An 18,302-nucleotide genomic window follows, 5' to 3' on the forward strand; every position below is an offset into this window, starting at 1 on the left:
CCGCGGACCGTGGGGGCCGTTCGCGCAGTTCCCCGCGCCCCTAAACCCGTTTCGGCCTCGGGCCGTGGGCGGCTGGTCGCGCAGTTCCCCGCGCCCCCAACCCCGTCTTCGTCCGTCCACCGTGCGTGGTTGCTCGCGCAGTTCCCCGCGCCCCTAGCAGCGCCGGTGGCATGGGCATCCTCAGCCCGTCCGGCGTTTGAGGACGAGCGCCCTTAAGGCGCGAACGGGGTCTGGGGCGGAGCCCCAGGGGCCCGGGGTCCGGGGCGGAGCCCCAGGGGGTTGGGGGCGGGGCCGTTACGCCGACGCGCGGAAGCGGGACGTGCGGTGGACCGGGTCCGTGTCGATCCGCGGAATCACATGCTCCCCGATCAGCCGAATCGTCTGCATCGTGTCCTCGAACGGCACCCCGATCGGCAGCCCGAACGACAACTGGTCCGCCCCCGCCTGCTCCCACCGCTTGCACTGCGCGGTGACCTCGTCGGGATCGCCGCAGATCATCAGCTCCTCCGCGATGAGCAGCTCGATGATCTCCGCGTTGTACTCCGGCAGCAGCTCCGGCCACTCCGGAATCCCCTCCGGCCGGGGGAACGTGTCGTGGTAGCGGAACACCAGGGACTGGAGCCGGTTGAGCCCGCCCTCGACCGCGATCCGCACCGCCTCGTCGTGCGTCGGCGCACAGATCGCCGTGGAGGTCACCATCACGTTGTCGTTGACGAAGTCCCCGATCGGCTCGGCCTCCTGGATCGCCGTCTTGTACTGCTCAAGGACCCACTCCATGTCGGAGACCTTCTGCACGGAGAAGCCGAGCACGCCGAGCCCCTTGCGCGCCGCCATGGCGTACGAGGGCGGCGATCCGGCCGCGTACCACATGGCCGGGTGCGACTTCCCGTACGGCTTGGGGAAGATCTTGCGCGGCGGGAGCGACCAGTGCTTGCCCTGGAACCCCGGGTACTCCTCCTGGAGCCACATCTTGGGGAACTCGGCGATGGTCTCTTCCCAGATCTCCTTGGTGTAGTTCATATCGGTGACACCCGGTATGAACCCGAGGATCTCGTGCGAGCCCGCGCCCCGGCCGCTGCCGAACTCGAAGCGCCCTTCGGAGAGGTGGTCCAGCATGGCCACCTTCTCGGCGACCTTGACCGGGTGGTTGACCTGGGCCAGCGGGTTGAAGATGCCCGAGCCGAGGTGGATGCGTTCGGTGGCGTGCGCGAGGTAGCCGAGGAAGACCTCGTTGGCCGAGAGGTGCGAGTACTCCTCCAGGAAGTGGTGCTCGGAGGCCCAGGCGTACTTGAAGCCGGACTTGTCGGCCTGGATGACGTACTTCGTCTCCTCCATCAGCGCCTTGTGCTCCGCCATGGGGTCGACCGCGGACCGTGCTGCCGGCACGTATCCCTGCACAAAGAGTCCGAATTCCAAGGGACTTCTCCTTCATGGGAATCACGAGTTTCTGACGCATCGTCAGATTGTGACGAGCTCGACTGTTCCACCGGCCGCGAGGGCCGTCAATACCTGACGCACAGTCAGACACGGGGCCGGGGAGGGCCTCCGCGCCGTCTCAGAACAGCGAGACGCCCGCCAGCCAGCCCCCGTCGATCACGAACGGCTGGCCCGTGATGTAGGAGGAGTCCCCGGCGGACAGGAACAGGGCGAGCGCCGCCACCTCCTCGGGCCTGCCCACCCGCCCCAGCGGCACCAGCTTGCGGTAGAGCCCGTCCAGGGCCGCCGAGGTCTCCGCGGCGTCCGCCGTCGGGTCCAGCTGGGCGGGGTTGGACATCGCGGTGTCGATGGCTCCCGGGCACACCGCGTTGACCCGGATCTTCAGATGCGCGAGCTCCATCGCGGCGACCCGGGTGAGGCCCAGGATGGCGTGCTTGGTGGCGGCGTACGTGCCGACCGCGCTCATGCCGGTCATCGCCGTGTACGAGGCGGTGTTGACGATGGTGCCGCCGCCCGCCTCGCCGATCTCGGGGGCCACGGTCTTGATGCCGAGGAAGCAGCCGACCTGGTTGACCCGCACCACCTGCATGAACTCGTCGAGCGGGGTGTCGACGAGCGCGTTGAAGCGCAGGATCCCGGCGTTGTTGACGAGGCCGTCGATCTTCCCGAAGGCGTCCTTCGCGGCGGCCACGGCGGCCGTCCACTCCTCCTCCTCGCTCACGTCGAGGTGGACGAAGAGCGCGTTCCGCTCCCCCAGCTCCTTGGCCAGCGCCTCGCCCTGTGCGTCGAGCACGTCGGCGATGACGACCCTGGCCCCCTCGGCCGCGAAGAGCCGCGCCTCCTGCTCGCCCTGCCCGCGCGCGGCACCGGTGATGAAGACGACCCGTCCGTCGAGCTTGCCCATGCGGTCCTCCTGTTCGTCGAGGTGTACTGGACGTGCGTGACCGGGACGCTCAGTCATTGAGGTGCGGGGCGACCTCGGCCCCGAAGGCGCCCATCTGATCGATGAGTTCGGACCGGGAGCGGGAGCGGAAGCGCACCTGGATCTGGTCGACGCCCATCGCCCGGTAGGCGCGCAGCGACTCGGCCAGGGCCTCCGGCTTGCCCGTGAGGGTGCGGCGCCCGGTGTCCCAGTCGGGTTCGCCGACGTACAGCGCCTCGGTGATCGCGCCGACGGTGATCGGTTCGGCGATCCCGGCCTGTTCGCGCAGTGTCTTCAACTTCGTTATCTGCGCGGGCAGTTGACTTCTCGGGTCGCCCTGCGGCAGCCAGCCGTCGCCGCGCAGGGCGGCCCGGCGGACGGCGGCGGGCGACGATCCGCCCACCCAGACCGGCACATGGCGCTGGGCGGGCCGGGGCCGCTGGCCGAGGCCCTCGAAGGCGAAGCGCTCGCCCCGGAAGGAGGGGTACTCCTCCGGGCCGAGCGCGGCCCGCAGCGCGTCGATGGTCTCGTCGAGTACCGGCCCGCGCCCCTCGAAGTCGGCCCCGACGGCCTCGAATTCCTCCCGTACGTGCCCGGCCCCGACCCCCAGGATCAGCCGCCCCCCGCTGAGGTGGTCCAGGGTCGCGTACTGCTTGGCGGTGACGAGGGGGTGGCGCAGACCGACGACCGCGACATGGCTCATCAGCAGGACCCGGTCCGTGATGCCCGCGAGGAAGGAGAGGGTGGCGACCGGGTCGTACCAGATGGTGCTCATCGGCCCCGCGAGCCGTCGCGGTACGCCCACGTGGTCGCAGCTCGCGAGGTAGGCGAAGCCGGACCGGTCGGCGGCCCTGGCTATCTCGGCCAGGTCCTCGGGGCCGGCGTCGGCCTCCCAGCCCTCCGCGTAGATGGTGCTCTGCGACTGGACCGGGAGCTGCATCCCGTACACCAGTCGCCCGTTCGGCAGTATCGGCACCGCGCGCCCGCCTCCACCCTTATCTGACGAACCGTCACATGAGTTGGTGAGCCCATCGTCATAGCTGACGCATCGTCAGGCAAGGGGTGTGCGGGACGCGGTGACTTCAGCAGAGCGGTGCGGGCGGCGCCGCCGGGGCCCGCGTCACGGAGCACCGGGGCGCCTCGGCCCGGAACCCGGTGTTGAGGAGCCGGTCGGGCGAGCCGGCCCCGGCCCTGGTGACGACGCCGGTGGTGGCCGAGGCGGTCAGGGCCGAGGCGACCTGACCGGGCCGCGCCTTGGGATGGCCCGCCAGGTAGAGGGCCGCGGCTCCGGCCGCGTGCGGGGCCGCCATGGACGTACCGGAATCGGAGAGGCTGGCGGTGTCGCTGGCGTTCCCGGCCGAGGTGATGAACTCGCCCGGGGCGAACAGGTCCACGGACGGACCGTAGTTGGAGAGGCTGTCCCGGGCGTCGCGCTCGTTGACGGAGCCCACCGTGATGGCCTCACGGATCCGGGCCGGGGAGTGCAGGGAGGCGTCCTCGCCGTCGTTGCCCGCCGCGACGGTGTACGTCACTCCGGAGGCGACGGACTTCCTGACGGCCTGGTCGACCACCGCGTCCGCGCCGCCGCTGAGCGACATGTTGGCGACGGCGGGCTTGACCGCGTGCCGGGTCACCCAGTCGATGCCCGCGACGATCTGCTCGGTGGTGCCGGAGGCGGAGTCGTCGAGCACCCGCACCGCCACGATCTTCGCCTTCTTGGCGACGCCGTACCGGCTGCCCGCGACGATGGCGGCGACATGGGTGCCGTGGCCGTTTCCGTCCTGGGCGGTGTTGTCGTGGTCGATGGCGTCGTAGCCGTAGACGGCGCGCCCGCCGAACTCCTTGTGGGTGATGCGGACGCCCGTGTCGATGACGTACGCGGTCACGCCGGATCCCGCGCTGCCCGGATAGGCATAGCTTCGGTCCAGCGGGAGCTTGCGCTGGTCGATGCGGTCGAGACCCCACGAGGGCGGACCCGACTGGGTGCCCGCGACGTGGAAGGTGCGGTTGACGGAGACCGATGCCACCGCCGGGTCCCCGGCGAGCCGTTCGGCCTGCGGCCCGGAGGCCTGGACCGAGTAGCCGTTGACGGCCTGGTGGTAGGTGCGCCGGACGGTCGCGCCGTACTTGCGGGCCACCGCCTGCCCCTCGGCGGAGTCGGCCCGGACCGCCGAGTCCTTGAGGGTGACGATGTAGCTGCCGGGAACGGCGTCGGCGGCCTTCGCGATGCGGCTCTGCCCGGCCGGAGCGGCGGAGGCCGCGCCCTGGGTGACCGTCGGCAGGCCCACGGCGAGCACGCCGAGCGTGGTCAGGCAGACGGCGGTGCTTCGTGCCCATGGCATGACGGGATACCTCCTTGATGAGGGGATGGGAAAGGGCCGCGCCGCAGACGTGCGAGAGCAGTCCGGCGGGCGAAGGGGCGCGCGCAGCAAGCGTTCTGACAGTTCGTCAGGAGTCTTTGACGTCCCGGCGGCGGTACGCCCACAGCCCGACGGCCGCGACGGCCGCCGCGTACAGGCAGAACACTCCCGACGCGACCGGCGTGGCCAGATGAGACCCGACCAGCGCCTGTGCGAAGGGGCGGTCGTCGGCCGGGTACGCCGAGACGTCGGTCAGCATGGCCCGGCCCGCCGCGAACGGCAGCCAGTCGCTCAGCCCGTCGAGGCGCCCGGCAGCCGCCCAAGGAGCATGCCCACGAGGCGCTCGACGAGCAGCGGCCACAGGACCAGGAACAGGACCGCGAGGGTCCGGCCGCGCAGGACCACGGCCGACGCCGTGCAGAGCACCGACCAGCACGCCATCCAGCCGACGAACCGGATGGCCGGCGCCGCCACGTCACCCCAGGCGGGCTGGGCGGCGCCGGCCGCCGCCAGGCTCAGCGCGCAGGAGAGCGCGCCGAGCAGCGCGCTCACGGCCGCCAGGCCGGCGCCGGTGAGACAGCCGACCGCGCACTTGGCCGCGTAGGCGGTGCCGCGGCCGTTCACGGCCAGCCAGGTCGTCCGGGCGGCCCCCGACACGAGGTCGGTCGTGACCGGCCCGGTGGCCAGCACCAGCGAGAGGAAGCACAGGGTCGGGACCTGCGTGGCCAGTGGGGACCACGCGATCGCGTCCGCCACCGCCACGGAGCCGACCGCCTCCCGGTCGCCGAGGTCGAGCAGGACCGTGATGCCCAGGACCAGGCTCAGAACCGCCGCCACGCCGAGCAGGATCCAGGTCGAGCGCAACGCGCTCAGATGGCGCCATTCGTAGCGGCAGGCGCGGAGGAACGCCTCGCCGGGCCCCACGGTCGCCGGGGCCGTCAGCACGGGAGCGGTCATGAGATCGTGAACTCCTCTTCGGCGATGCCCAGGTAGAAGTCCTCCAGGGAAGGCCGTTCCTCGTGCAGCCAGTACAGGGGCACCCCCGCCTCCAGCGCGAGCGTTGCGATGCGGACCCGGTCCAGGCCCGTGACGATCGCGCCGCGTTCCCCGGTGGGCGTGACCTGCCCGCCCTGCTCGGCCAACACCTGGGCGAGCAGGGCCGGATCGGGTGCCTCCACGGTCACCGCGCGCCGGGCGGCCGCGCGTTCCACCACGTCCGCCATCGGCGCCTGCGCCACCACACGGCCGCGGCTCAGCACCACGACCCGGTCGGCCAACTGCTCCATTTCGCCCAGGAGATGGCTGGAGACCAGCACCGCACGGCCCAACTCGGCCTGGGCGCGCAGGAATTCGCGCAGCCATCGCAGCGCGTGGGGGTCGAGCCCGTTCGCGGGCTCGTCGAGGACCAGTACGGGCGGATCGCCCAGGAGCGCCTGCGCGATGCCCGCGCGCTGCGCCATGCCCAGCGACAGCTGGCCGAGCCGCAGCCGGGCGGCGCCGGTCAGGCCGACGGTCTCCAGGAGTTCGTCGACGCGCCGGTCCGGCACCGCGGAACCGGCGGCCACCATGCGCAGATGCGCCCGCAGGCGGTGCCGAGGATGCCCCGCCACGCCTCCGAGCACCGCCCCGACCACGGTTCCGGGTGCGCCGTGGGCATGCAGCGGGCGGCCGAGGAAAAGGGTGCGCCCCTCCCCCTTCACCAGGCCCAGCATCACGTTGATCGCCGTGGTCTTCCCCGCGCCGTTGGCACCGACGAAACCGGTCACCTCGCCGGCCCGCAGGACGAGCGAGACACCGTCCAGGATCCGTTTCGCGCCAAAGGACCGGCCGAGGCCATGCGCCTCCACCAGCGGGTCGCCCTTCTTCACTGCGTCTTTCCTTCACCTGGCCGGACAGGGCCGGCCAATGAGCCGAGAGGTCCCGACGGCCGCCGCACGTCGACGCCTGGATTCGGGTAGGGTTCTCTTGTGTTATCGCAAGGGGGAGGAAGTCTTCACGGGCAGCCTGAACAGGCGTGGAAACCGAAAGGCCTCCCGCGAGCTTCTTCCCCCGATTACCTCTTTCGAATTGCACGGCACCGATCGAGGGCCATGCGAATTCAACGCCCTATTTGACTACTGCTGCAAAAGCGCAATCAACTGCCAGGCCAGTACGGCGTGGACGAGAACGCACATGGCCCATTGCGCGGGCTCACGCGTTCCGCGGCGGATCACCACCGCCCACTCGGCCGCCACCAACACGGCGGACAGCGCCCAGAGCACCCAGGAAACGACGGTCCACCCAGGGGATGGCTCCTCCGTCAGGATTCCGATGGTCGCCAGCGGCGCCAGCGCCACCAGGGGCAGGGCCCACATGGCTCGGGCGGCGGTGCGGGGGGTCTTGACGTCGTTCATCCAGGACTCTCCGTCTCTGCTTGCGTCGGGCGGTGGCCGGGTCCGTCCGGACGGACCCGGCCACCGCCACGCGGCCTTCCGCTCCGGGGAGTTGTGGCGCGAACCCCGGAGGCGGCTCACCGGGGGATCGTCAACGCGCCGGTCCCCCGACGGTCATCAGTGCAGGGCGTTGTAGATGTCGAGGATCGTCAGGCCCGGGCTGACGGCCGCGAGCGGGGCCTTCACCCACCAGGACAGGCCGTCGTACCACTTCTTGAAGTCGCTGTACTTGCCGGCGATGGCCTTCGCGAAGCCGCCGACCTTGCTGAACGCCGCCTTGATGACGCTCCACTTGCTGGCAGCCGTGAAGTCGCCATTGGCGATCTGCTTCATCTCGGCCTGCTCGGCCGGCGAGAGCTGGGCCGCCAGCGGGCTCGCCAGCAGGGCGCTCGCGGCCTGCCGCGCCTGAGCCTGCTGCGCCTGCTGCGTGACGGCGACCGTCTGAGGCGCGGCCGAGGCCTCGGAGGCCTGGGCCAGGCCGGCGGCCCCGCCGAGGGTGACGGCGGCGATGGCGGAAACGGCGGCCATGCGCAGAGAGTTGCGGTTCATTCGATTCTTCCCTTGCGTCGTCGCAAGGGGGAGGAAGCCCAGATGGGCAACCTGAACAGGCGTGGAAACCGAAAGGTCCCCCCGGACTTCTTTCCCCCGATTACTGGCCGCCGTTTCCCCGTGGTCAAGGAGGTGTACGGCGGCCGGCGCCCAGCCTTTCGGTGCCAGGCACGACTGAACGTAACATGGGAAACGATCACTTGGCCATCGATTCCAGCCAGCAATTGGCCGCCCCATCGGAGGCCCACGGCTGGTTTAGTGCCGGTAATGTGACGGTCAAGCTCAGGCATCGTGGCCCAGTCCGCCCGACGCCGCCGCAATCTGATGGAACGTCAACTCGCGGCAGCAGCCGCGTGCGGCCGCCCGAGCCGGTGCGCACCTCGTGGCGGCGGCCGGCGCCGTGGCCGGCGGCGACTCGGTGGCCCTGCGCGGCCCGGTGGGCGCGTCGGCGGAGGCCCACGCGCCCCGGCCCGCCGCCAGGCCGCGTCCCGGGAGCCGCCGCTCTTACGCTCCGGCCCAGAGCCCCTCGGACGTGAGCCCCAGCAAGTCGATCGCGTTGCCCCGCACGATCCGGTCCACCACGTCCGCCGACAGGTGGCCCATCTGGGCCTCGCCGACCTCCTTCGACTTGGGCCAGGTCGAGTCGGAGTGCGGATAGTCGGTCTCGTACAGGACGTTGCCCACGCCCACCGCGTCCAGGTTCCTCAGGCCGAACGCGTCGTCGAAGAAGCACCCGTACACGTGCTCCGCGAAGAGCTCGGACGGCGGCCGGTGGACCTTGTCGGCCACCCCGCCCCAGCCCCGGTTCTCCTCCCAGACCACGTCCGCGCGCTCCAGGATGTACGGGATCCAGCCGATCTGGCCCTCGGCGTACATGATCTTCAGCCGGGGGAAGCGCTCGAACTTGCCGCTCATCAGCCAGTCGACCATCGAGAAGCAGCAGTTGGCGAAGGTGATGGTGGAGCCGACCGCCGGCGGGGCGTCCGCCGAGGTGGACGGCATGCGGCTGGAGGAGCCGATGTGCATGGCGATGACCGTGCCGGTCTCGTCGCAGGCGGCGAGGAAGGGGTCCCAGTCGTCGGTGTGGATGGAGGGCAGGCCGAGGTGCGGGGGTATCTCCGAGAAGGCCACCGCGCGCACCCCGCGCGCGGCGTTGCGGCGGACCTCGGCGGCGGCCAGCTCCGCGTCCCACAGCGGGATCAGGGTGAGCGGGATGAGACGGCCGTGCGCCTCGGGTCCGCACCACTCCTCCACCATCCAGTCGTTGTACGCCCGCACCGCGAGCAGCCCGAGTTCGCGGTCGGTGGCCTCCGTGAAGGTCTGCCCGCAGAACCGGGGGAAGGTCGGGAAGCAGAGCGCGGACTGGACGTGGTTCACGTCCATGTCGGCGAGCCGGGCCGGCACGTCGAAGGAGCCGGGGCGCATCTGCTCGTAGGTGATGACCTCCAGCCTGATCTCGTCCCTGTCGTAGCCAACCGCCGTGTCCAGGCGGGTCAGCGGGCGGTGCAGGTCCTCGTACACCCACCAGTCGCCGATCGGCCCGTCGTCGCCCTTGGCGCCCATGACCGGCGCGAACTTGCCGCCCAGGAAGGTCATTTCCTTCAGGGGGGCGCGGACGACGCGCGGTCCGGTGTCGCGGTACTTCGACGGGAGGCGGTCCCGCCAGACGTTGGGGGGCTCCACCGTGTGGTCGTCCACCGAGATGATCTTCGGGAAGGTCTCCATGTCGTTTACGGTAGACCTGATCTGACGATCCGTCAGCTAGTTGCGCCGCCCCTCCTGCGCCGCCCGGAGTGCCGCGACGGCCCGGCGGGGCTTGCGATGAGTGTGCAGACCATGTGTCGAAGCCTTGTGCAGAGCGTCACCCGTTGCTGACGCGACCCCTCCGGACAGGGCAGACTGACGGGGAGCATCCAGGAGTACGGGGGTACAGGGGGCAGTTATGGACCGTGACGGCGGGCCGCGCGTACCGGAGCAACGTGCTCCGGTACCGCCGCCGCAGCGCGCGACGGTACCGCTCGGCCGGCCGGAGGCCGAGCACGGCCCGGAGGCCTCCGGCGCCGGGCTCCGCTTCGGCGTACTCGGACCGGTACGGGCCTGGCGGGGCGATCAGGCGCTGCCGTCCGGCTCCCCGCAGCAGCGCGCCCTGCTCGCCGCCCTGCTGCTGCGCGACGGCCGCACCGCCACCGCCGCCGAACTCATCGACGCCATCTGGGGCGAGGAGCCGCCCTCGCAGGCGCTGGCCGCGATCCGCACGTACGCCTCGCGGCTGCGCAAGGTCCTCGACCCCGGGGTCCTGGTCAGCGAGTCCGGCGGCTACGCGATCCGGCCCGGGGCCGCCGCCCTCGACCTCACCGGGGCCCAGGAGCTGGCGACCGCCGCCGAGAAGGCGCGGGCCGGCGGCGAGAAGGGCCGCGCCCGCGATCTGCTGAACGCCGCGCTCGCGCACTGGGACGGCGAACCGCTGGCCGGGGTGCCGGGCCCGTACGCCGAGAACCAGCGCACCCGGCTCGCCGAGTGGCGCCTCCAGCTGACCGAGGCCCGCCTGGACCTGGACCTGGAGGCGGGCTGCCACGCCGAGGCCGTCTCCGAGCTGACCGCCCTGACCGCCGCCCACCCGCTGCGCGAGCGGCTGCGCGAACTCCTGATGCTGGCCCTGTACCGCAGCGGCCGCCAGGCCGAGGCGCTCGCGGTGTACGCCGACACCCGGCGGCTGCTCGCCGACGAGCTCGGCGTCGACCCGCGGCCCGAGCTGGCCCGCCTCCAGCAGCGCATCCTGCGCGCCGACCAGGACCTGGCACGCCCGCCCGCCGACGCGCCCACCGCCACCCAGGCACCGGTGCGACCGGCCCAACTGCCCGCGTCCGTACCGGACTTCACCGGCCGGGCCGCCTTCGTGCGCGAGCTCACCTCGCGGCTCGCGGGCGCCGAGACGACGGTGATGGCGGTCTCCGCGCTCGCCGGGATCGGCGGCGTCGGCAAGACCACCCTCGCCGTGCACGTCGCACACGCCGCCCGCCCCTACTTCCCCGACGGCCAGCTCTACGTCGACCTCCAGGGCGCCGGCCAGCACTTCGCCGAGCCCGACACCGTGCTCGGCGCGTTCCTGCGCGCGCTCGGCACCCCCGACTCGGCGATCCCCGACTCGATGGAGGAGCGCGCCGCCCTGTTCCGCTCCACCCTGGACGGCCGCCGGGTCCTGGTGCTGCTCGACAACGCGCGGGACGCGGCCCAGATCCGGCCGCTCCTTCCGGGCACGGCCGGCTGCGCGGCGCTCGTCACCAGCCGCATCCGCATGGTCGACCTGGTCGGCGCGCACCTCGTCGACCTGGACGTGATGTCCCCCGACGAGGCGCTCCAGCTGTTCACCAGGATCGTCGGCGTGGAGCGGGTGTCCGCCGAGCGCGAGGCCGCCCTGGACGTGGTCGCCGCCTGCGGCTTCCTGCCGCTCGCCATCCGCATCGCCGCGTCCCGGCTCGCCTCGCGCCGCACCTGGACGGTCTCCGTGCTCGCCGCCAAGCTCGCGGACGAGCGCCGCCGCCTGGACGAGCTCCAGGCCGGCGACCTCGCGGTCAAGGCGACCTTCGAGCTGGGCTACGGACATCTGGAGCCCGCGCAGTCCCGCGCCTTCCGGCTGCTCGGCCTGCCCGACGGGCCCGACATCTCGCTGGCCGCCGCGGCCGCCGTCCTCGACCTCCCCCAGCAGGAGACCGAGGACATCCTGGAGTCCCTGGTCGACACGTCCCTGGTGGAGTCGGCCGCACCGGGCCGCTACCGCTATCACGACCTCGTACGCCTCTACGCGCGCTCCTGCGCCGAGCGCGACGACCTGCCCCCGGCGGAGCGCGAGTCGGCCCTCTCGCGCCTGCTCGACTTCTACCTCGCGACGGCGTCCGGGGTGTACGCCCTGGAACGCCCGGGCGACCGGCTCGTGGACCACCTGGAGCCCACCACGTACCAGGGGCTCTCCTTCGGCGACCGCCACCACGCGCAGGACTGGCTGTACACCGAGGCAGACCCGCTGCTCGCCTGCGTGCGCCAGCTGTCGGCCCCCGCCACGCTGCGGCGCGCCGTCGACCTCCTGTACGCGGCGCTCGACCTCGGCGAGTCCGGCGCCAACTCCCGGCAGTACGAGGCGACCGCCGAGGCCGTCCGGGAGGCCGCCCGCACCCGGGGCGACACCCAGGCCGAGGGGCGGGCGGTGATGACGCTCGCCAATGTGCACCAGCTGGCCGGCCGGTTCGAGCACGCCGACCGCGAGGCCCAGGAGGCCATGCGGCTCGCCGGCCCCACCCAGGATCCGCTGCCGCTGTGCTGGGCCTCCAACGCGCGCGGCATCATCGCGCTCTACCAGAACCGGCCCACCGACGGTGAAGGTCATCTGCTGCGCGCCATCGAGGCGTTCCGCGCCGACGCCAACCGGCCCGGCGAGGCCAGCGCGCTGTGCAACCTGTCCCGCATCCACCTGGCGATGGGCCGCACCGCGAGCGCGGTCACCCTGGCCCAGGAGGGCATCGACATCTACGACGCGATGGGCCACGAACTGCGCGGCGCCAACGGCCGTTACGCGCTGGGCCTCGCGCTCACCAAGGGCGGCCAGCTGCGCGCCGCGGCGGACCGGCTCAACGAGGCGCTGGCCGTCTTCCGGGACAGCCGCCAGCGGCTGTGGGAAGGCATGACGCTGTTCCGGCTCGCGGAGGTCGACCTCGCGGGCAGGCGGCCCGCGCAGGCGGCGGCCAACGCCGAGATGGCGCTCACGGTGCTGCGCGGCATCGGCGGGGAGTGGCGGCGCGGCAACGTGCTGACCGTGCTCGGCCAGGCCCTGGCCGGCATAGGGCACGCGGGCCGGGCGCAGGTCTGCTGGCGTGACGCACTGGTCATCTACGAGGAGCTCGGATCGCCGGAGGCGGCCCAGGTCCGCGCTCTGCTCAGCCCCGTGGCGGCCGCATAACGCCCCTGGTCAGCGCGTTCATTGAACGTTTATCGGCGCCCGTCATTGTCTTACCTGTCGGCCCGCCGCGTCGGGGGGCGCGCAAGCCGACTGGAAGGCCGGCCTCTAACCTGTCGGCCCTGGCAAGTCCGTCCGGCCACCCTCGGGGGAGTGGCCGGACGGTTTCGCCTCTCCATCAGGCAGCGTCATCAACGGGAGATGAGAATCATGGGCGACGTGAAGAAGAACGAGCCGCCGATCGTCACGCCGCAGGACCAGCACGCCACGGACGAGCCCGCCATCGCCACGCTCGACCAGCACGCCACCGGTACGCCGGTCACCACGTTCGACCAGCACGCCACGGACGAACCGGCGATCGCCACCCTGGACCAGCACGCCACCTCGGAGCCCTTCAGGCCGCAGGCCCAGTAGTTCCGTCCCACGGGGGAAAGCCGCGGCGGCAGAGGAGGGGAGCCGCCGCGGCCGGGGACACGGGGGCCGCACAAAAGCGGTGCGGACTCGCTGGGGGGCGGATCCGCACGGCAGCACAACGCGGTGCGGACCTGCCGGGGGGCGGGTCGGTACGGCAGCACGACGCGGTGCGGACCTGCCGGGGGGCGGGTCGGTACGGCAGCACGACGCGGTGCGGACCCGCTGGGGGGCGGGTCCGCACCGCGGTCATGTAAGGGCCCGTCGGGGCCGGTCAGACGGCCTCCGCCCGGTTTCGCCGAGGTCACCGCCCCCGCAGCTCCCCCTTCACCACCTTGCCGCTCGCGTTGCGCGGGAGTTCGGACACGAACTCGACCTCCCTCGGCACCTTGTAGTTGGCCATCTCGCGGCGGGACCAGGCGATCAGGTCGTCGGCCGTCAGAGGGGAGCCGGGGCGGCGCACGACGTAGGCGCGGCCCACCTCGCCGAGGCGGGGGTCGGGGATGCCGATGACCGCCACGTCGGCCACCTCCGGGTGCAGGCCGAGGAGTTGCTCGATCTCGGCCGGGTAGGCGTTGAAGCCGCCGACGATGAACATGTCCTTGATCCGGTCGGTGATGCGCAGGTTGCCCGCCTCGTCCAGGACGCCGATGTCGCCCGTGTGCAGCCAGCCGTCCGCGTCGATCGCGCGGGCCGTCTCCGCCGGGTCCTCGAAGTAGCCCCGCATCACGTTGAAGCCGCGTACCAGGATCTCGCCGGGCTCGCCCGGCCCGGCCAGGACGCGGACCTCGGTGCCGGGTATCGCGCGGCCGGAGGTGGCGGAGATGACGCCGGCCGGGTCGCCGCGGCGGCACATCGTGACGATGCCGCTCGCCTCGGACAGTCCGTACGCGGTCAGGACGGTGGCCACGCCCAGCTCGCCGCGCAGCCGCTCGACCAGGCGCAGCGGCACCACCGCCGCCCCGGTCACCACCAGGCGCAGGGCGCTCAGGTCGTGCTGGTCGCGGGTGGGGTGGTCCAGGAGGGACTGGTGGAGGGTGGGCGGCCCCGGCAGTACCGAGATGCGCTCGGCGGCGATGTTGGCGAGGGCGGTGTCGATGTCGAAGACCGGCTGCGGCACCATCGTGGCGCCCCGCATCAGACAGGCGATGATGCCCGCCTTGTAGCCGAAGGTGTGGAAGAACGGGTTCACGATCAGGTAGCGGTCGCCCTCGCGCAGGCCCGCGAGCTCCGACCAGATCGCGTAGCCGCGCAGGGTCTGGGCGTGGGTGATCACGGCGCCCTTGGGGCGGCCGGTGGTGCCCGAGGTGTAGACGAGGTCGGAGGGCGAGTCGGGGGCGATGCCGTCCGCGCGCGCCGCCACCTCCGCGCCCGACACGGCCTCCCCGCCCGCCAGGAAGTCCTTCCACGTACGGAAGTTGTCGGGGGCGTCGTCCGAGAGGACGACCACCTGCTCCAGGTGCGGGAGCGAGGGCAGCGGGCCGGCGCCCGTCCCCTCGGCGGTGGCCCGGCGCAGCGAGGCCACGTAGGAGGTGCCGAGGAAGGTGCCGGTCACGAACAGGAGCTTCGCGCGGCTGCTTTCGAGGACGTACGCCGCCTCCGCGCCCTTGAACCGGGTGTTCAGCGGGACGAGGACCGCGCCCGCGGTGACCGCGCCGAGCGCCGAGACGATCCAGTCGCCGGTGTTGGGCGCCCAGATGGCGACCCGGTCGCCGGGTTCGACACCGGCCGCGATGCAGGCGGCCGCCGCACGCTCCACCCGCTCCCCCAGTTCCGCGTACGAGAGGCGGCCGCGGACCTCGACGACGGCCTCGCGCTCGCCGTACCGGGCGGCCGCGCCGCGCACCAGCTTCGCGATCGTGCCCCACTCCAGGTCCCCGCGCATCAAAAGCCCCCTCCGCACTGGTAGCTGACTAACCGTCAGATTAGCTGTAGCCTCCTCCGCTGTCAGTACTGGTGACGCTCGTGGAGGTGGGGCCATGGCCACCCTGAAGGACGCGACAGCCATAGTCGGGATCGGGCAGACGCCGTTCGCCAAGCAACTGCCCGAGTCCGAGAAGACATTGGCGTGCCGGGCGATCATCGCCGCCCTCGACGACGCCGGCATCAGCCCCGCCGAGGTGGACGCGTTCGCCTCGTACACGATGGAGGAGACCGACGAGGTCGAGGTCGCCAAGGCCGTCGGGGCGGGCGACGTGACCTTCTTCAGCAAGATCGGTTTCGGCGGCGGCGGCTCCTGCGCCACCGTCGGCCACCTCGCCGGCGCGATCGCCACCGGGCAGGCGAGCGTCGGCGTCGCCTGGCGCTCCCGCAAGCGCGGCAGCGGACCGAGGCCCTGGAAGAACACGGCGGTGCAGCTGCCGACCCCGGGCCAGTGGACCCGCCCGTTCGGCCTGCTGCGGCCCGCCGACGAGATCGGCATGCTGGCCCGCCGCTACCTCCACGAGCACGGCGCCACCCGCGACCACCTCTTCAACGTCGCCCTCGCCTGCCGCAACCGCGCCAACCAGAACCCGGCCGCGATGATGTACGAACGCCCGCTGACCCGCGAGATGTACATGACCTCGCGCTGGATCAGCGACCCGCTCTGCCTCTTCGACAACTGCCTGGAGACGGACGGGGCGTTGGCGTGCGTCGTCGTCTCCGCCGAGCGGGCCCGCGACTGCCGGCAGAAGCCCGTCTACGTGCACTCCGCCGCCCAGGGCCTGCCCTCCCAGCACCACGGCATGGTCAACTACTGGAACGACGACCCGCTGACGGGACCGGCGTGGACGGCAGCCCGACACCTGTGGAAACAGGCCGACTTCGGGCCCGATGACGTCGATGTGGCCCAGATCTACGACGCGTTCACCCCGCTCATCCCGCTCTCCCTGGAGGGCTACGGCTTCTGCGGGCGCGGCGAGGGCGCCGCCTTCACCGAGGGCGGGGCCCTGGAGATCGGCGGTCGGCTGCCCATCAACACCGGGGGCGGCGGCCTGAGCGAGGCCTACGTGCACGGCTTCAACCTCATCAACGAGGGCGTGAAGCAGCTGCGCGGCGTCAGCACCGCGCAGGTCCCGAACGCCGCCACCTGCCTGGTCACCGCGGGCGAGGGAGTCCCCACCTCCGCCATTCTGCTGAGGAGTTGAGAGATGCTGTCACCCGTTGTGGACGACGACGGCGCCCCCTTCTGGGAGTACGCGGCCCGCGGCGAACTCCGCGTCCAGGCCTGCGCCGCCCCCGACTGCGGCCGGCTCCGCTTCCCGCCCCGCCCCTGCTGCCCGCACTGCCAGTCCTTCGACAGCGAGTGGCGCCGGGTCTCGGGCCGCGGCCGCATCTGGTCGTACGTCTTCCCGCACCCCCCGCTGCTCCCCGACTACGCGGCCCAGGCCCCCTACAACGCGGTCGTCGTCGAACTCGCCGAGGATCCGCTGATCCGCCTGGTCGGCAACGTGGTCGCCGAACCCGACGCGGCCCTCGACTCCGTCGACCCGACCCGGCTGCGGATCGGCGCCCGCGTGCAGGTCGCGTTCACCGAGGTCGACGGGGTGACCGTGCCGCGCTGGCTCCTGGAGCGCGCGTGAGCCTCCTGGTGACCCGCGACAAGGAGACCGGCGTCGCGGTCGTCACCCTGGACCGGCCCGAGCGCCTGAACGCGATCGACCTGGAGACGGCGGAGCAACTGGGATCCACATGGCGCGAGTTGAGGTTCGACGACACGGTACGCGCGATCGTCCTGACCGGCGCAGGGGAGCGGGCGTTCTGCACCGGGATCGACCGCTCGGCCGAGGTGGCGCAGCCCTCGTCCCCGTACTCCACCGACGATCCCCTCATCGCGATCGGCCCGAAGGCGAACGACCTGTGGAAGCCGGTCGTCGCCGCCGTACGCGGGATGGCCTGCGGCGGGGCGTTCTACCTCCTGGGCGAGGCCGAGTTCGTGATCGCCGCCGAGGACGCGGCGTTCTTCGACCCGCACACCACGTACGGCATGGTCAGCGCGTACGAGTCCATGTACCTCGCGCTGCGGATGCCGCAGGGCGAGGCGGCCCGGCTCGCCCTGATGGGCACGGCCGAGCGGATGTCGGCGCGACGGGCGTACGAGATCGGCTTCGTGAGCGAAGTGACCGCGCCCGGAAGGGAGTTGGCGGCCGCCCTGCGGTGCGCGGAGACGATCGCCGGGTACCCGGCCGAGGCCGTGCAGGGGACGGTGCGCTCGCTGTGGGCGGCGAAGGAGGCCGTCCTCGCCCAGGCCCACGCGCGCGCCCCGGCCTTCGTGGCGCTCGGGAACCTGCCGCCGGAACAGCAGTCCGAGCTGTTCACGGCCCGCCGCTCGAAGGAGTTCCGGGTGCGGTGAGGCGCGTACCGACCGGGGGACCGAGGGGTAGCCGGTGATGAGGATGCCGAGGCGGACGCGTACGTCCCACCCGCCGGACTGCCACATCACACATTCCTCTCGCGGCACGGGCCGGGCCCCACTGTGGCAGCGGCGCGGCCCGGCGACGCCCCGGGGCTAAGCCGTCGCCTGGACGGCGCAGCGGCCGACCTGGGAGGCGAGAGCGGGCTTGCTCATCGCCACCTGGAGGGTCTGCCCGGCGTTCGGGCCCAGGGTCACCGAGGTGGAGGCCTGGTCGACGGTGGCGCCGGCGGCGTCGTAGAAGGTGACCAGGACCTGGTAGCGGTGGCTGCCGCGCCCCGAGCCGGTGCTCACCCGCACCGTGGAGGTGCCCTTCGTCCCGGCCGAGGCGCACGTCGTGACGGACGCGGTGGCCGTCGCCGTGGTGCCGGACGTGCTCCCGCTCGACGAACCGGCCGTGCTGCCGGTGGTGTTGTTGTAACCGGAGCCGTAGCGGTTGCCGTTGTAGCCACCGCCCCCGCCGCTGGTGCTGCCGCTCGTGCCGCTCGTGCTGCCGCTGCTCGCGTCGCTCGTGCTGCTGCCGCCGGAACTCCCGTTGCTCTTGTGGGAGTTGGAGCAGCCGCCGCCCGAGCTGTGGCTCGTTCCGTGACCGCCGTGACTGCCGTGGCTGGAGAATCCGGTCAGCGCGAGCGCCAGACCTGCCGCTATGGCCGCACATTTCATCCCGCGACGTATCACCGTCGCCCCCCTCCGAAGACCGGCCGACACGGTAACAGCGCCCGACCTGCCTTCCGGGGCGATCAGGCGTCGGCGCCCGGCCTGCCACACGATCTCCCCGCACTCCACGTCGTACTCCCACAGCCCTGCCGTCCGCGCGGCACGGACGGCAGGGCTGTGCACGGGACCGTCC

At 72.2% G+C, this 18,302-nt stretch carries 17 protein-coding genes; 5 read left to right on the forward strand and 12 right to left on the reverse strand.

All coding sequences use genetic code 11. The annotated features are described in order from the left end of the window. Nucleotides 1–294: 294 nt before the first annotated feature. The 10 genes from ACFYZA_RS16645 to ACFYZA_RS16690 all read right to left on the reverse strand — a co-directional run bounded on the left by ACFYZA_RS16645 (nucleotide 295) and on the right by ACFYZA_RS16690 (nucleotide 9,425). Complete coding sequence (locus ACFYZA_RS16645) at nucleotides 295–1,416, reverse strand: LLM class flavin-dependent oxidoreductase (protein WP_100574011.1); 1,122 nt, start codon at nucleotides 1,414–1,416, stop codon at nucleotides 295–297. A 139-nt stretch (nucleotides 1,417–1,555) separates the two neighbouring features. Further along, nucleotides 1,556–2,341 (reverse strand): SDR family NAD(P)-dependent oxidoreductase, encoded by a 786-nt coding sequence (locus ACFYZA_RS16650; RefSeq protein WP_388491094.1) that lies wholly within the window; start codon nucleotides 2,339–2,341, stop codon nucleotides 1,556–1,558. Between the two features lie 49 nt (nucleotides 2,342–2,390). Beyond that, the gene (locus tag ACFYZA_RS16655; RefSeq protein WP_388491535.1) at nucleotides 2,391–3,299 is read right to left on the reverse strand and encodes an LLM class F420-dependent oxidoreductase; all 909 of its coding nucleotides are present in this window, start codon (nucleotides 3,297–3,299) and stop codon (nucleotides 2,391–2,393) included. Between the two features lie 142 nt (nucleotides 3,300–3,441). Further along, nucleotides 3,442–4,701, reverse strand: a complete 1,260-nt coding sequence (locus ACFYZA_RS16660; RefSeq protein WP_388491097.1) for a S8 family peptidase — start codon at nucleotides 4,699–4,701, stop codon at nucleotides 3,442–3,444. Nucleotides 4,702–4,807: 106 nt separating this feature from the next. Continuing rightward, nucleotides 4,808–4,978, reverse strand: a complete 171-nt coding sequence (locus tag ACFYZA_RS16665; protein WP_388491099.1) for a hypothetical protein — start codon at nucleotides 4,976–4,978, stop codon at nucleotides 4,808–4,810. A 32-nt stretch (nucleotides 4,979–5,010) separates the two neighbouring features. Continuing rightward, entirely contained in the window at nucleotides 5,011–5,676 is a 666-nt protein-coding gene (locus ACFYZA_RS16670) for a hypothetical protein (protein ID WP_388491101.1), read from the reverse strand. Next, nucleotides 5,673–6,587, reverse strand: coding sequence for an ABC transporter ATP-binding protein (locus ACFYZA_RS16675; RefSeq protein WP_388491102.1), 915 nt, complete (start codon nucleotides 6,585–6,587; stop codon nucleotides 5,673–5,675). Before ACFYZA_RS16675 ends, ACFYZA_RS16670 begins: the two co-directional genes overlap by 4 nt. A 246-nt stretch (nucleotides 6,588–6,833) precedes the next feature. Continuing rightward, a complete protein-coding gene (locus ACFYZA_RS16680) occupies nucleotides 6,834–7,112 on the reverse strand; it encodes a hypothetical protein (protein ID WP_388491104.1) in 279 nt (92 codons plus the stop codon). Between the two features lie 156 nt (nucleotides 7,113–7,268). Then, nucleotides 7,269–7,700 carry a hypothetical protein gene (locus ACFYZA_RS16685; protein WP_388491106.1) on the reverse strand — a complete coding sequence of 144 codons (432 nt, stop codon included), beginning with the start codon at nucleotides 7,698–7,700 and terminating at the stop codon, nucleotides 7,269–7,271. Nucleotides 7,701–8,204: 504 nt separating this feature from the next. Continuing rightward, nucleotides 8,205–9,425, reverse strand: a complete 1,221-nt coding sequence (locus tag ACFYZA_RS16690) for an amidohydrolase family protein (RefSeq protein WP_388491107.1) — start codon at nucleotides 9,423–9,425, stop codon at nucleotides 8,205–8,207. 217 nt (nucleotides 9,426–9,642) lie between these two features. On the opposite strand from ACFYZA_RS16690, the gene ACFYZA_RS16695 reads away from it, so the two are divergent. Continuing rightward, nucleotides 9,643–12,651 (forward strand): BTAD domain-containing putative transcriptional regulator, encoded by a 3,009-nt coding sequence (locus tag ACFYZA_RS16695; protein ID WP_382581873.1) that lies wholly within the window; start codon nucleotides 9,643–9,645, stop codon nucleotides 12,649–12,651. A gap of 207 nt (nucleotides 12,652–12,858) precedes the next feature. Continuing rightward, a complete protein-coding gene (locus tag ACFYZA_RS16700; protein ID WP_382581876.1) occupies nucleotides 12,859–13,062 on the forward strand; it encodes a hypothetical protein in 204 nt (67 codons plus the stop codon). 301 nt (nucleotides 13,063–13,363) lie between these two features. On the opposite strand, the gene ACFYZA_RS16705 is transcribed toward ACFYZA_RS16700, so the two are convergent. After that, a complete protein-coding gene (locus ACFYZA_RS16705; RefSeq protein ID WP_388491110.1) occupies nucleotides 13,364–14,944 on the reverse strand; it encodes a FadD3 family acyl-CoA ligase in 1,581 nt (526 codons plus the stop codon). A 94-nt stretch (nucleotides 14,945–15,038) separates the two neighbouring features. On the opposite strand from ACFYZA_RS16705, the gene ACFYZA_RS16710 reads away from it, so the two are divergent. The 3 genes from ACFYZA_RS16710 to ACFYZA_RS16720 are packed head-to-tail and all read left to right on the forward strand — an operon-like array spanning nucleotide 15,039 to nucleotide 17,392. Then, complete coding sequence (locus ACFYZA_RS16710; protein ID WP_382581882.1) at nucleotides 15,039–16,187, forward strand: lipid-transfer protein; 1,149 nt, start codon at nucleotides 15,039–15,041, stop codon at nucleotides 16,185–16,187. A 3-nt stretch (nucleotides 16,188–16,190) separates the two neighbouring features. Then, nucleotides 16,191–16,622 carry a Zn-ribbon domain-containing OB-fold protein gene (locus ACFYZA_RS16715; protein WP_382581885.1) on the forward strand — a complete coding sequence of 144 codons (432 nt, stop codon included), beginning with the start codon at nucleotides 16,191–16,193 and terminating at the stop codon, nucleotides 16,620–16,622. After that, nucleotides 16,619–17,392 carry an enoyl-CoA hydratase/isomerase family protein gene (locus ACFYZA_RS16720; RefSeq protein WP_388491113.1) on the forward strand — a complete coding sequence of 258 codons (774 nt, stop codon included), beginning with the start codon at nucleotides 16,619–16,621 and terminating at the stop codon, nucleotides 17,390–17,392. The genes ACFYZA_RS16715 and ACFYZA_RS16720 overlap by 4 nt, the downstream gene beginning before the upstream one ends. Before the next feature lie 156 nt (nucleotides 17,393–17,548). Here ACFYZA_RS16720 and ACFYZA_RS16725 read toward each other — a convergent pair whose 3' ends face one another. Continuing rightward, the gene (locus tag ACFYZA_RS16725) at nucleotides 17,549–18,115 is read right to left on the reverse strand and encodes a hypothetical protein (RefSeq protein WP_388491116.1); all 567 of its coding nucleotides are present in this window, start codon (nucleotides 18,113–18,115) and stop codon (nucleotides 17,549–17,551) included. Nucleotides 18,116–18,302 lie beyond the last annotated feature (187 nt).

It is taken from the genome of Streptomyces sp. NPDC001828 (assembly GCF_042892175.1).
In the GTDB taxonomy this organism is placed as follows: Bacteria; Actinomycetota; Actinomycetes; order Streptomycetales; family Streptomycetaceae; genus Streptomyces.

Bases quoted from the DNA above. Each gene is read 5' to 3' on its own strand.
- ACFYZA_RS16670 (WP_388491101.1), bottom strand. From the start codon at position 5,676: ATGACCGCTCCCGTGCTGACGGCCCCGGCGACCGTGGGGCCCGGCGAG.
- ACFYZA_RS16680 (WP_388491104.1), bottom strand. From the start codon at position 7,112: ATGAACGACGTCAAGACCCCCCGCACCGCCGCCCGAGCCATGTGGGCC.
- ACFYZA_RS16650 (WP_388491094.1), bottom strand. From the start codon at position 2,341: ATGGGCAAGCTCGACGGACGGGTCGTCTTCATCACCGGTGCCGCGCGC.
- ACFYZA_RS16710 (WP_382581882.1), top strand. From the start codon at position 15,039: ATGGCCACCCTGAAGGACGCGACAGCCATAGTCGGGATCGGGCAGACG.
- ACFYZA_RS16725 (WP_388491116.1), bottom strand. From the start codon at position 18,115: ATGAAATGTGCGGCCATAGCGGCAGGTCTGGCGCTCGCGCTGACCGGA.
- ACFYZA_RS16695 (WP_382581873.1), top strand. From the start codon at position 9,643: ATGGACCGTGACGGCGGGCCGCGCGTACCGGAGCAACGTGCTCCGGTA.
- ACFYZA_RS16660 (WP_388491097.1), bottom strand. From the start codon at position 4,701: ATGCCATGGGCACGAAGCACCGCCGTCTGCCTGACCACGCTCGGCGTG.
- ACFYZA_RS16705 (WP_388491110.1), bottom strand. From the start codon at position 14,944: ATGCGCGGGGACCTGGAGTGGGGCACGATCGCGAAGCTGGTGCGCGGC.
- ACFYZA_RS16685 (WP_388491106.1), bottom strand. From the start codon at position 7,700: ATGAACCGCAACTCTCTGCGCATGGCCGCCGTTTCCGCCATCGCCGCC.
- ACFYZA_RS16715 (WP_382581885.1), top strand. From the start codon at position 16,191: ATGCTGTCACCCGTTGTGGACGACGACGGCGCCCCCTTCTGGGAGTAC.
- ACFYZA_RS16665 (WP_388491099.1), bottom strand. From the start codon at position 4,978: ATGCTGACCGACGTCTCGGCGTACCCGGCCGACGACCGCCCCTTCGCA.
- ACFYZA_RS16690 (WP_388491107.1), bottom strand. From the start codon at position 9,425: ATGGAGACCTTCCCGAAGATCATCTCGGTGGACGACCACACGGTGGAG.
- ACFYZA_RS16700 (WP_382581876.1), top strand. From the start codon at position 12,859: ATGGGCGACGTGAAGAAGAACGAGCCGCCGATCGTCACGCCGCAGGAC.
- ACFYZA_RS16655 (WP_388491535.1), bottom strand. From the start codon at position 3,299: ATGCAGCTCCCGGTCCAGTCGCAGAGCACCATCTACGCGGAGGGCTGG.